This window comes from Candidatus Nitrosocosmicus franklandus, assembly GCF_900696045.1.
In the GTDB taxonomy this organism is placed as follows: Archaea; Thermoproteota; Nitrososphaeria; order Nitrososphaerales; family Nitrososphaeraceae; genus Nitrosocosmicus; species Nitrosocosmicus franklandus_A.
The window spans coordinates 2,091,424-2,104,486 of the sequence record NZ_LR216287.1; the positions used below are offsets into that span (position 1 = coordinate 2,091,424).

Consider the following 13,063-nt stretch of genomic DNA (forward strand, 5'->3'; position numbering starts at 1 on the left):
GGAATCCGTTTATGAATGGAAGAAAAATGATCTTTTTAATAACACTATGACCTGCGAGTTCAATATATATATGAATGATTTAACCTTTATCCTTCACATCCCGAAAACATCCTTATTATCGAACAATATCAAATACAATAGTTTGAACAATTAATTAGACAATCAAATTGCTCATATCTTTTGAAGTAGGATACCGAGCAAAAACTAAATTTGGAGGACAATTCTAATTTGATGCATTGATTCTACAGATTTGCATTAATTCAACTATCTTGGGTTTAATTTTCAGATATAAAATCGTATTCGCAAAGAAAATATCTTTGAATATATTTCCTCTGATTTGCTCCTTACGGGCTTAGATGGTCGATCGAGTGGTAAATCGGATGGGTAATTTAGAACGACCATCTTCTAGGATCTCTGATCGCAGTAGAGACCTATTGTTTATAGTTTTAACATGTGTTTCAGGAACAGTAGATTCGCTGGGTTTTTTTGGACTAGGTGGCATTTTCATATCTGCTTTATCGGGTAATACCGTGGTATTAGCTGCGTCAATAATACAAGGAGAATCTACAACAACAATGCTGGGGATTTCTGTTTTTGTCGGCTACCTTTCTGGAGCATCTTTGGCAGCATTTCTTTTCAAAAGGAAAGCAAACAATAATGAGATGGGGTGGGATACTCAGGTAACATATATTCTTGGCATAGAGTTAATTGTGCTGGTGTTGTTGTTTGCTCAATCTTATTTCCATAGATTTGATTCATACTTGAACGTCGAATCAATTATAATGGTTACTACGGCCTCCTTCGGAATGGGGATTCAATTTATTTGTGCAAGACACGTGAATCGAATTGGAGTCATCACGACTATGATTACCGGCACTCTATCCAACGCTATATATCGAATAATTAACAGAGAAGAACGCTATCCATCTATTATAAGGAAAGATATGGACAACTCATCTAGTCTAAAGGGATCTAATAAATCAAAAACGGATGCACATAAAAGAACAACTATTTATCTTTTGACAGTATGGGTAGGGTATTTTATTGGTGCAGCCATCATGACACTATTTCTCATCAATTTACCTCTTTATATTGCTACAACTTTACCACTAGCGCTGATGCTTTTTATATTCTCTTATGCAAGGCTCAACCAAAAGAGTTACCAAAAATTTGAAAATTAATCTATCGATATGATTAGTAAGAATATTTTAAGGCGCATAGCATAGTGGCATCATTTCATATTTTTTGCTTATACTACTTGTAAATTTAGGTTAGATGTGAGCAAGCATTATAATACTATTTTAAAAAAAAAGAACACCGCAAGAAACAAAAAAGAAAGATATTTTCGAAACACAAGTAGGAATGATTAGCTTTATCAAAGCATTCGATAAGAGTTGTAATTCTTGACTAAAATAAAATGCTCTATTATTAAGAATCTGTTCTTCTGAAAAGATTATTACTTTATGTTTCGTCATAGATAAGATCTAATCTCTTACCTGCAAACTTCAAAAAATAAAGTTAGACAGGTTCTCAAATTGTAAACATTATACAAAGTGGTGATAGAGTTAGATTAATTGACCTTAGTATACTATTCCCATTCCCAAACCTTTGTTGCAAATTCGTTGTTGTCTAAGATCACTCCTTCGGTGATTCCTATCATATTATTTAGAAATGCCAATTTGCCTGTAGAATTAGTGTAAAAAACCAATTACCATGTGGAGGATGGGTCTTATCTTTGAGACTTCCTATAAACTGGAACGTATATGTAGCAGATTCGTTTCCATCTAAAGTAGAGAGAATTCCTTGTCCCTGTCCCTTGACCAAATTATTTGATAATGGCAATGTCATCATGATGCCTTTATTAGTGATATTTCCGACGTTTACTAAGGGACCATTTGTTTCATAACTATAAGGTTCTGTTATCAACCCTTTTCCTCATATATGGGTTTGGCGGACTCTTTATCTATTGTAGTATTTGTAGAAGATGTATTCAAAATAGCCGATGAAAACAATTGCATGTTTTCGCTAGAGGTATTATCTGACAACTGATTTACTTGTTGTGCACTATCTTGGGAAAAATGGCCATAAGAATGGGAGGTAAAAGAAAACATATCTTGCCTATATTCTGATTTGAGAATCCACCCATAACCAAAGTTGTAAATATCGTAACAATCACTATTATCTTAAATTATAATTGAAGTTGTTTCTCACGCGGATTCGATAATGTTTGTCATATTAAAGTTGTATGCAAATCTGATATAACTTGGTATTTGATTATCTAGTCCAAATAAGTAAATAATCTAAAAACTGGATCTTGATCCTTATATCTCTTAAATTAATCTCGATCTTGTCAAGAAAATTTTGATTTTTTTTGTCTACACTAGAAGGCTAATACGAGGTCAGAAAATCACTTCAAGAGATTGGAACTGTTCCCCCTTGAACTATAAATTGATTTGTTACATTACATTCGACAGAATCTCCTGCATTAACTGACCCTGTTGCTGTGTTGAAAGATATGACTTCTTGCGTGCAGTCTCCAGTAAACTCTGGAATGACTCCTAACTCATCTGCGTTTAAATCATCTTTTACCGATTGAATTACTTCATCGTCTACATTCTCTACAATTCTGTAATCTCCTGCATCTAATGATACATCCGTCCCCGCTTCTGAAGCCGGAAAATTAGATGGATTAGGATTGTTGCCGCTAATTAAAAAAGAAAATAGAGAAGGATCTACATTATTTAGAACGTAACTACATACAGCAATATCACTAGGGCTACCTCCGCGACTCTCACATCCTATGATTTTAGCTATTGATAACGTTGCCAGATCATCTTCTCCACCCGGTGAAGGTCGACTGGGCTGATTCTCACTGCCAAAGCAAATTTCTTTTATATCTTTTAATGAGTGTTTAGTGGTCATTTTGTGTTCTCCATTATTACTACAAGAAACTTCGTTTCCAGATCCTGCAGATACATCCCCAGAAGTTACAAAACCGTTTTGACTGGAAGATGATTGAGTTAAGGAATATACTTCTGCTTCATTATTGATATTGCTTCCCTTTTGAGATAATCCACCATCTTGAGCATAGGTAAAAAAATTATTAAATTTTTCATTTAAATTAAAAGTACCGGTAGAAAATACTAAAGGCAACAGTAGCAATAACGCTATTCTAAACGATTTCATGATATAGTTTATTTTTTACCAGATATATTGAATTGTATATTTTGTATCTATCCTTTTTAGAATATGAATATCTTATAACTTTTTATGAGAATACATCGTATGATTAATTTTATTGCGATCTTTTTATTTAATGTCATTTATCATCTACTCAAAATAATATTAAGGATTACCGCGCCTTGATATTGCACTGGCAATTAAAAGGCGAATATCAAAAACGGATGTGAAAAATTTGAGTTTCCAAAGCCGTTGCATTCCTTAGATGATCATTTGGTGTCTGTCAAATTCGATGACTCAGAAATTTGAGCGTAGAAACTCATTAATCCCACGTACATTCATTTGATATTGAATGGGGAATTTCTAGAAGTTAAAACCTTCGACCTGACTTAAATATGATTATTGGTTGTATCTTTGGATCTCTGTTTCTAAATGTTTGTCAAAAAGGTGATATTATTGCTAATTCTATTACGGAAAATCTATATTTGTTGCGCTTAATCTGATATGATTGCTTTTTTAAATATATGCTTACTATAATTTAACTTTTGACAAAATGTGATGATATGGTTCTTATTCCAAGAATAGTGAAAAATATATTAGTGTATATGATAGAAATGGTGTCTAATTAAAAACCGAATTCAGTACGTTTCCCACCGTACCTGCTACTAATACTAGTAACGATATAAGACAATTAATCCCTTTTTCCACGTACATTACTGATGGCGTTAATTATTTCACGTAGTAATACAATATCCCACCGAACTATCATAGATACGAAATAATAAACATGGATTTATGAAATACATTTCCTCTTTACTGGTCATCATATCTGTTTAGCCTAAAAAAGTCTAATACATTTTCCTTGGTTTGGATCATATCTTTGCATAATCTTCGCACAATCCTGAATACTTTGCGGATTTTTACACATGTTTGTAATAGGATCAAATAAAGTTCCTTGAGAATCACAGGATGCTGGAGAAGATTTTGTTACTGTGGTTTCGGAATTGGATTCATCAAGAGTCGGTATGTTATTTTGTGATAGCATTTCCTTTTCTCCAATAGGATTATTTGAATTCTCTTGATTTTGTGTGGATTGGATAGGTGCACACATGATACCCTCAGGACCGCCTGGAACGTTCTTTAGTTCCATTTCGCCTGGTTGACATGATACTCTAGCATTTAGAGGAGATGGTTTCACATAGCATCCTTCTGGTGATCCAGCTGGACATTGTTCATTTTGTGGTGGCTCAGACAAAGCGGTTAAAGAAGGGTTGACAGTGGTTATGTTCTCTGCTACTTCAGGTACTCCTTGACTATCTTCACCAGCATCTTCGTTGTTGTTGCTGGTGTCATCAGCTTCCTCTTTAGGTACTCCTTGACTATCTTCACCAGCATCTTCGTTGTTGTTGCTGGTGTCATCAGCTTCCTCTTTAGGTACTCCTTGACTATCTTCACCAGCATCTTCGTTGTTGTTGCTGGTGTCATCAGCTTCCTCATCCGGGGATGCAAAAACATACGATGTCATTAAATTATTCGGGGTAACCTCGTTTACGCCATTTTGAAAAAAGATAGTAGAAGGTATTCCTGATAAAGTAGAATTAATCACAAGCAAAATAACAACAAAAATACTTAGTATAATTGGGGATAAATTACAATGATTAGGCAATTATGAAATGGATTATGATGGCAATATAAAATTTTTTACTTTAACCTAATTTGGAGAACATTTGTTTATTTTGACATAGAATTTTGATTGCTAGTCAGCTAATCATATTGAAAATATTATTCATGTAAGATGGTTTAATATTTACAGGTTCATCCATAGATTAATAATTATGACATTCACATCTATTAATTTTGACAACCATTGAAATTAATTCACCTTTAATTTCAAAAAAAATTTCTAACTTGTTTTGGACTCGTTTGGATATCCTCAAGATTTCCACCTGTGAATATCATTGTTATGATAAAATTGAGTGACAAAAATGAGACAAATTTGTTTCACATACCACCGAACCCGCATAGTATACGGGTCTATATACTAGTTATTCTATATTATATTCGTCATAAAATAATGAATATTACCGATATTCGTGATAGCAGGAGGCTTTGTTAATGCCAGTAAAGTTAGAGACCTCTATAAAGAATATTCAATTATTGGATAACCGTAATAATGCTCAATTAATTCATGAATTTTATTTATACTTGAGATCTGTTAATACGGCTCTGTTCAGTTAACATGTTTTATTTCTCTGTTATAATAGTCAATAAATAACCGCAACCAATTGTGTACATGCTTCAACTTACAATTCTTTACTCTGCAAGGAAAATAGTCATCGAAACTTTCGGTTCTATCCTTGATATATTGCATCGTTCTTTCGATTACACTTTTCTCGTAAGAGGAATGAATATGGTGATCGAGTTTGAGAAACTGACAAGCCATGGGATACAATGTTCCACCATCTGTGGATAAGGGTGTTTACCGTAATCCCTGACAACTCTTGGCATAAATCTCTCAGCAACAAACATGTCTCTTTCTTGAGTTATAATTTGTGCGAGAATTCGACGGTTTTCTGGCTCAATTGCAATCCAAAGCCATATTAATTTTGGACCAATCTTAAATAATATTTCATCAACAATAAATTCCTCTAGTTTCTTTCTCTTTGGTGAGGATGTTTTTTTTTGGAATGACGCTTTTGAATCCACTTCCAAATTACAACATGGATTCTCTTTATCTTGTGTAAAAAGAATAATGCTTTAGAAACGCTTCTAGACGATAATCCAAGAAAGTACATATACAATGCACGATCTATATTGTATGATGTTCTGTATCTTTTACCAAACATATCAGAAATAGAGCATCTTCTTCGAGCTATAGATTTTTCATTAAGTTAACAGGGCCTGTTTTTTGACCTTTGATCTTTAATATTACTATAACTCCGATACACCTTTAAATTCATTTTTTGTTCCATTTTCTGATCGTGATTGAATATAACCTGCTTAAAAAATATGTTATACATTAATAACAATGAGTAATACCAAAGATTTTATTTTGAATATGGTAATGTGGGTCGGACTATCAATAGGAATAAGCTTGTTGATATCATTTTTTGTTCCATTTCCTTTTTCGTTAATAGGCATAGTTATAGTATTAGTTTTAATGGGTTATTTCTTTAGAAAGAAAAGAATGATGTGGGATAACAGAAGTAGAATGTAAAATAGTAATTAGGATGCTTGAGTTTGAACTTGGTAACTATACAGGAGTTGTTACCTTGTAATAAATCAAAGCCGTAATATTACAGCACAATCCTAGAAAATAGCGGATTTCTTGAATTTATTTGAAGACATAAATATAACGAGTTTAGCAAATTACAATCTTTAGCTTTCAAAAAAAGTCATCACTGAAATATATCTTTAGATCAACTTTCTAGAGATACAAAAAGAATCATCCTGATCCCGAAGGATGTAGAGGGGATATTTGAAAACTCACGAATATTTTAACATGGATCCTAAATCTTAATGCGATAGAGTTGCAGGTCAACAAAAAATGAATTAAAAGATTTTTCAAGTTTAAATAACTTATTAAACATCTTTAATTATATAATGTGAGACGAATAACTCGGAAGAAAATCAAGGGGTTATTCACAAATGCTTATGAAAAGTACTACAACACTATTTCTCTAAATAAAAATTTACTAATTTCAGGTTCGGCAGGTTTTCTATCTAGCATTATTGTTGCACATTACGTTGCAGAATTTTCTACTAATTTTCTACTTAATTCTGCAATAACCGTAATCACAGGTTTCTTGACGTACAAGGTAATTTTTGCAATCCTTTTTCATATTGATAATAAGCGAAATTATACAAAGCGATTAACTGGAAAAATCAACTTTCCTGAGTTAAGACGAATTTTGATTAAGATGATATTTGCTAGCACTATTTTTGATACTGTTAATAATATAACAAGGTTTCTTCTCATAATACAACTACTAGAGATAGGGTACTCTGCTATAATGGCTGCTACGCTGTCGTCTCTTGTTGCTTCAATACTTTCATACGCAGTAATAAATCTAGTTGTAAAATATATTCATTTATTTACCAAGAAGATATGAGATAAATCTGTAATGTATCCATATGTCAATACTAAAGATGATAAAAATGTAAAAGATGTTGCAGACATCGAGACGGTTAGGGTTCCTGAAAGAAACTGACGTTATAAATTTACGTGGTCAGCTAACTCATTGCTTTTGTAAAGTAGACTCATTAGGATTAGAATATTATCTACAATACCGGCTCTCCATAGAATTTTATCAGTTTCTTTCTCTTTTCCAAATCAAATTCATATCCGGGGACAGGATGTTGATACAAACCTACAATAGGTTTGTCACAGTGAGGACAGGTTTGATAATAAATTTCATAAGCTGATTTAATATCTTTAGTAAAGCCTGTTATGCGTTGAAAGGTGAGTTCATATTCATCATGACAATGTGGACAATTCATATTTGTCAATAATAATTTAGCTATTCTTGGTAATAAACAATTATTACATTTTCTTTAAATAGGAATCTTTTTATCATTTGACTTTTTCTTCATTAAATCCATATGAATTTAATTAATGTGTTGCTCAATTCTAGGAGTAATTCAAAATTTATGTAATATTCAGGATTCAAATCCGAGATAAGATTCTTAACCATTATTATGCAAGTTGTCCATCAACATTGCAAATATTACAACTTCAGATCTTTGGGTCAATTCTCTAACATAATTTGTGTAGATCTTACCCTGGATACGAGGAGTGTGATTTTATCGGTTAACTGAAAGTGGTTGGTATCTGGAAGTCAAATTTGTTCCACATACCACCGAACCCTTATACCATACGGAACTTAATCTCACAGAATAACCGTTGAGTATAAAGGCAAGAAGGGTCTGGATACGATCGAACCCAAATAACAAATTTATAGTAACATTATGAAGTAATCGCAGACTGTCTGGAGCAACAATTAAGTGGGTACATAAAATAGGTTGATACTTTTAAAAAAGCACCTAAAATTCATTCCAGTTTATCTTTAATTTTTGAGAATTTTATGATGTCTTCTTGATTAGGTTTTTTGAGCCATCCCAAAATTAGACAAAGTTATAACCTAGATTTCTTGTGCAGTAATAAGGTATTCAATTTTATGTAGATTAACAACAATTGAAGTCTGATGATTCTTGCCAACTTTGTAACAATTTTTCAATCTGTCATGATTATACAAGAAATCTATCTTTTGCATGAACCTGATGGACAATGAGATGTATTATTGGAGTTCTATATTGTATGCCTGTAAGAAATTTGGATGTATTTCTGTATGTACTACCATCATCAAATCCATAGGGGGAGCCTTGTCTCTAACTAGATTGTTGAGATTTATCAATCCGCTCTCAAGATTTGATACGAAAGCCTTTGAATCCTCACCTGTGGTGGGCAAGGGTTTCAGCTCGTTTTTAAAAATCTCAGGGATTTTTGCAGAAAGGAATTCAGCACTCTGATAGGCACCCATGTCTGTTATCATAGTATGGTTTTTACTCGCCTGAATTCTCATATCTATTTCTTTAGTTGATGCGCTGTCCATCTGCATCAAGGATGTGTTGTCACTACTGGGAGACATGTTATGCTTTATCATGGAGGTATGGTTTTCATTCATTTGCATCATATTTGTCATATCAGTCATGTCATAATCAACATTGAATGCTTCTCCATAATCAATTAAAACAATGTCAACTAGTTCAGCAATCCTTAGAGGTTGAATTTCGGTATCGTATTGGGTATCACGCTCGAAATCACCGCTACCAAAAAATAAATTGTTAAAGAATTCTGTGATCGTGTTAAAAAACCTTGTTTCCACTCCTTCTTCCTGCTGTGATTGTTGTTGTCTCTGTTCCAAACTCCAAACTGTTATTTCGTCTGACTTCTTATTGATGTCTGAAACTATTTGGTTTATTTTTATTTGCTGGTCTTTTGCTGTGGAATTTAATGATATTTTCTGAAGGGTTTCAAGTGTTGCCGTAATGTTGTCCGCATTCTTTTGATTCTGCTCTTCAAATTCTGATATCAAATTTCGGTAAAAGAGCTTGCTAGCCTTTTCTACATGTTCTTGGAGGAGTTGAAGGTTATTATTATCAGAATTTAATTGTACTAAATTTAACTCCGTTTGAAACTGATCTACAGCTGCAATGAAAGAAGCATAGTCATTTGGAGTAAAACTATGAGCGTTTGCTTTCATGTAGATAAAAGGAGAAGGAAGAGAATAATAGATATCCGAGATACTAAAAATAAAAACGATACTGATGACTATAAAGGTTATCATCATCAAATATTGTTTATTTTTCATTAGTACCTTCTTTTTTATTTTCGTTATATAGCTGGGTTTTGTTCAAAGATCTGGATACGATTGTTTCCTGTGTCGGCGACGATCACTCTATTTTGTGGATCTACATCTACGCCTTCAGGTTGATTAAACTGACCATCAGCATCACCTTCACTACAGCAAGAACCATTAGCACTAGCACCAGAACCAGTAGGAGTTGTAACTTCTGCACCTGAAGAACCTATTTGTGTGATAAATTCTCCGTCAGCTGTAAATACCTGGACTCTGTGATTCTCGATATCAGTGACGTATACATTGTCATTACTGTCAATTGCAACGCCGCCAGGTTCGTCAAACTGTCCTGCTTCAGAGCCGGGAGTACCCCAGGACAATATGAATTCTCCGTCAGCTGTAAATTTCTGAACTCTTTCGTTTCCGCTGTCTGCAACATACACATTACCTTCTGAATCTACGTCCAAACTTTCAAGTCCTCCAAACTGACCATCACCTGTACCCTCAGAACCCCACTTTGTAATAAACTGTCCATCCGTAGTAAATTTCTGTACGTTAAAGTTTTCTGCATCTGTAGTATAGACAAATTCGTTATTATTGGAATTTGTAGTTTGGTTGTTATTTATTGATGATGGTGATGCTGGTGTTGAGGCTTGATCACTTGAGCCACCTGGTCCCACTGCGATGTCATGCAAATGTGTAAACTGACCATCACCGGTACCCTCGCTACCCCACTTTGTAATAAAATTACCCTCTGAATCAAATTTCTGGATACGCAATCCGCTTCGCTCAGACACATACACGTTTCCATCAGAATCTACTGCCACTCCGTGAGGTTTCTTAAATTCGCCATCTGCTTCACCATATGTTCCACCCCACATTTTCACAAATTCTCCTTCTGGTGTGAACATCTGCATTCTTTCATTGTAGTAATCAGCAACGTAAATCGAATTATTAGATGCTGCAACACTATTTTGTCCATCAAACTGACCTGGTTCATCGCCTAAAGAACCCCATGTGGTAACAAATGTAAATTCAATCCCACCAGTTTGATTATTGGCTCCGGTAGTTTGAGCTAATGCTGGCAGAGGTTCGTCAGTAGAAATAATTTGTGCCGATGCTAATAATAACGTAGATATGATTGATATTAGAAATGGATTCCTTATCATAAAATAAATCCCCTGTGGCTAAGTCGACAATAGTTGTAATAATAATAAACTGAATTCATTGATAATGTACTGCTTTTCGCATTAAACACTTTGCTTTCAGATAATATAGAACTCGATTTTTCTGTCATTAAATTAACTAATTACTTTGTCTATTAAAAAGATATGAAAGAATTTAAAATAAGAATGTATTATTCTATTATTCCACTTGGCTGAGCGTCTTCAGAACTTCTTTTAGAACTTCATGCTTCAGGAACGGGATTATTCATCTCTATTTATATTTTATAAATCGAAAAAAAGTAAAGTTTTAATGTACAACTATGATTTAATTTTAAATCCAAAATAATCCAATTTTCAAAAATAAATCTAGTTATTTTAATTTCTCATAAATTTGTCTATCAAAGACATATCGTATTAAATCTTGTTACTTCTATTGTGATAGACTAAGGACAAAGATAAGTGGGTATTACTCTACTATCACCTCTCCCACCATGGAAGGGTGGTAGAAACAATAATAGGGGTACTCGCCTGAATCTTCAAATGTAATGCTGTAATATTGGTTCGGTATTATAGCTTTAGAGTCAAACTCTTGACCTGCATCTCCATCATCACCTTGTCCTGAGGTCACTGAATGTGAAATTGTATCACCATTATACCAGGTTATTGTTTGTCCTTCTTCGATTGTAATGGGGTTTGGAGAATAAGATCTATCTCCGTATAAACCCAAGATTACTGCTGGAACTGAGTTGCCAGAATTACCACCAGTAACTTGATCATTATCGCTTTCTGATGACTGCTGTGTATCTTGTTCTTGTTCCTCCTCCTCATTCGTAGTAGCTAATGTATCTGAGATAGCCATTGGTGTACTTGTTAAAGAAGAGGAAAAAGAAGAAGGTACAATTCTAAATAGAGATCCGGTATAGCTTAACACATACAAATATCCATCTGGACCTACTTCTATATCGGTTATACCTCCGAAACCTTGACCAAAAACAAATGGCTGATTCTCTTTGGGATCATTGACCTCTCTATCTTCAAGTAGTGTCGTATTTCCCTCTAATTCACCATTATCAAAAGTTAAGTCATCACGTGCCTCATTTAAAACGAACCTGTACAAAAGACCGTTATTTATATCGCCTACAAACATATCATTTTGATACTGCTCTCCCAGTTTATCTGAATTTAAGAATTTTAAAGCTGTAATTCCGATTGGAGTTATCCATGATAATTTGGGTTCTGAATATGATCCCTTTCCAAAATATACGAGGTCCTCAGGAGTTGCACCGTCATTTAATAGATCATTTTTGGATAACCCTTGAATTAACTTCCAGCCACTGTTAAAACCTGGATATACCAAATTGATTTCGTCGCCGGCTGTAGGTCCATTCTCTGTATCCCACAAGTTTCCTGTGACCGGATCAAAATCCATGCCAAAACTGTTTCGAATGCCCATTGCATAGTACAAGTCAAGGGGTGATTCATCACCAAAGATGGCATCTCCAGGTACAATTTGACCGTCTTGAGTTATCCGTAATACTCCACCTAAACCATTTGGCTCTGGACCATCTTCAATATTTTGTGCTTGAGTTGTGTGTCCTCCCACTTCTCCTACTATAAAGTAAACATTGTTATCTGGACCAATACGAATCTTGCCTCCATTATGCTCGCCTCTATCGTTTGGTGGAGTTGCAGTTAAATCTAAAAGTAGAAAGGGGTTAATCAATTGCCCATCAACAAATTCATAGCGGTAGAGTCTGTTTCCTTCCGGATCTACGTTATCTTCTACATCGCTTCCGTCTTCATCATTTCCAGATTCTGTATAAGAGAGAAATACGTATCTAGTTCCATCCGGTTGTTGCTTTGCTATGGCAATACCTAGTAAACCGCGTTCAATACTGTTAGCTACTGATACGTCAAGAACTGGCTCTTCCTGCAGCTGACCATTTATTACCCGCATAACTTCGCCTGTGTTTTTTTCAGTTACCAGAATATCATCAGGACCCAAAAATGCCATGCTTGTAGGAAAATCTAATAATCCTTCAACCACTTTTTCAACTACCAGATTATCGTCCTTTACCGTTGGACCGGCGGGTGATAAGGGCGCTTTAATGTAAGCTCCGTATGATAGGTTAACTGTAGAATGGTTCGAGTATAGTACTAAAAATATACAAAATAGAGACAAACCAAATAATCTAAATTTTATTCTCTTTCTCAATGTTCATTCTTTGTACATTGTTATGTTATAGATTACTTATCAATCTACCAGTAGAATTGGCATAATAACAATACTTCAAACTTCTTCTGATGATAGAATAATTGAAAATTACATCCGGGATGCCTTTCTCAGACTATCCTGGA

13 protein-coding genes are annotated in these 13,063 nt (G+C 34.2%); 3 read left to right on the top strand and 10 right to left on the bottom strand.

The window, feature by feature from the left end; all coding sequences use genetic code 11:
* The first annotated feature begins 380 nt into the window (after positions 1-380).
* Positions 381-1,181, top strand: coding sequence for a YoaK family protein (locus NFRAN_RS09865; RefSeq protein ID WP_172602266.1), 801 nt, complete (start codon positions 381-383; stop codon positions 1,179-1,181).
* A gap of 484 nt (positions 1,182-1,665) precedes the next feature.
* Here the strand turns inward: NFRAN_RS09865 and NFRAN_RS09870 are convergent, their stop codons facing one another.
* The 6 genes from NFRAN_RS09870 to NFRAN_RS09895 all read right to left on the bottom strand — a co-directional run bounded on the left by NFRAN_RS09870 (position 1,666) and on the right by NFRAN_RS09895 (position 5,886).
* Positions 1,666-1,926 (bottom strand): hypothetical protein, encoded by a 261-nt coding sequence (locus NFRAN_RS09870; RefSeq protein ID WP_134484830.1) that lies wholly within the window; start codon positions 1,924-1,926, stop codon positions 1,666-1,668.
* Positions 1,923-2,111: a hypothetical protein gene (locus NFRAN_RS09875; protein ID WP_134484831.1), complete on the bottom strand. Its 189-nt coding sequence runs from the start codon at positions 2,109-2,111 to the stop codon at positions 1,923-1,925. The genes NFRAN_RS09870 and NFRAN_RS09875 overlap by 4 nt, the downstream gene beginning before the upstream one ends.
* A 301-nt stretch (positions 2,112-2,412) precedes the next feature.
* Complete coding sequence (locus tag NFRAN_RS09880) at positions 2,413-3,186, bottom strand: hypothetical protein (RefSeq protein WP_134484832.1); 774 nt, start codon at positions 3,184-3,186, stop codon at positions 2,413-2,415.
* Between the two features lie 832 nt (positions 3,187-4,018).
* Positions 4,019-4,846 carry a hypothetical protein gene (locus NFRAN_RS09885; RefSeq protein WP_172602267.1) on the bottom strand — a complete coding sequence of 276 codons (828 nt, stop codon included), beginning with the start codon at positions 4,844-4,846 and terminating at the stop codon, positions 4,019-4,021.
* A gap of 564 nt (positions 4,847-5,410) precedes the next feature.
* Positions 5,411-5,551 carry a hypothetical protein gene (locus NFRAN_RS09890; protein WP_172602268.1) on the bottom strand — a complete coding sequence of 47 codons (141 nt, stop codon included), beginning with the start codon at positions 5,549-5,551 and terminating at the stop codon, positions 5,411-5,413.
* Positions 5,552-5,562: 11 nt separating this feature from the next.
* Positions 5,563-5,886 carry a DDE-type integrase/transposase/recombinase gene (locus NFRAN_RS09895; RefSeq protein WP_172602269.1) on the bottom strand — a complete coding sequence of 108 codons (324 nt, stop codon included), beginning with the start codon at positions 5,884-5,886 and terminating at the stop codon, positions 5,563-5,565.
* 322 nt (positions 5,887-6,208) lie between these two features.
* Between NFRAN_RS09895 and NFRAN_RS09900 the strand changes: the two genes are divergently transcribed.
* Positions 6,209-6,397 (top strand): hypothetical protein, encoded by a 189-nt coding sequence (locus tag NFRAN_RS09900; protein WP_134484836.1) that lies wholly within the window; start codon positions 6,209-6,211, stop codon positions 6,395-6,397.
* A gap of 388 nt (positions 6,398-6,785) precedes the next feature.
* On the top strand, positions 6,786-7,292 hold the full coding sequence (locus NFRAN_RS09905) for a hypothetical protein (protein WP_134484837.1): 507 nt from the start codon (positions 6,786-6,788) through the stop codon (positions 7,290-7,292).
* A 169-nt stretch (positions 7,293-7,461) separates the two neighbouring features.
* On the opposite strand, the gene NFRAN_RS09910 is transcribed toward NFRAN_RS09905, so the two are convergent.
* The 4 genes from NFRAN_RS09910 to NFRAN_RS09925 all read right to left on the bottom strand — a co-directional run bounded on the left by NFRAN_RS09910 (position 7,462) and on the right by NFRAN_RS09925 (position 12,920).
* Positions 7,462-7,689, bottom strand: coding sequence for a hypothetical protein (locus NFRAN_RS09910; RefSeq protein WP_172602270.1), 228 nt, complete (start codon positions 7,687-7,689; stop codon positions 7,462-7,464).
* A 788-nt stretch (positions 7,690-8,477) separates the two neighbouring features.
* Positions 8,478-9,551 carry a hypothetical protein gene (locus NFRAN_RS09915; protein WP_134484839.1) on the bottom strand — a complete coding sequence of 358 codons (1,074 nt, stop codon included), beginning with the start codon at positions 9,549-9,551 and terminating at the stop codon, positions 8,478-8,480.
* Positions 9,552-9,574: 23 nt separating this feature from the next.
* Positions 9,575-10,708: a 6-bladed beta-propeller gene (locus NFRAN_RS09920; RefSeq protein ID WP_134484840.1), complete on the bottom strand. Its 1,134-nt coding sequence runs from the start codon at positions 10,706-10,708 to the stop codon at positions 9,575-9,577.
* 463 nt (positions 10,709-11,171) lie between these two features.
* Positions 11,172-12,920, bottom strand: coding sequence for a PQQ-dependent sugar dehydrogenase (locus tag NFRAN_RS09925; protein WP_172602271.1), 1,749 nt, complete (start codon positions 12,918-12,920; stop codon positions 11,172-11,174).
* Positions 12,921-13,063 lie beyond the last annotated feature (143 nt).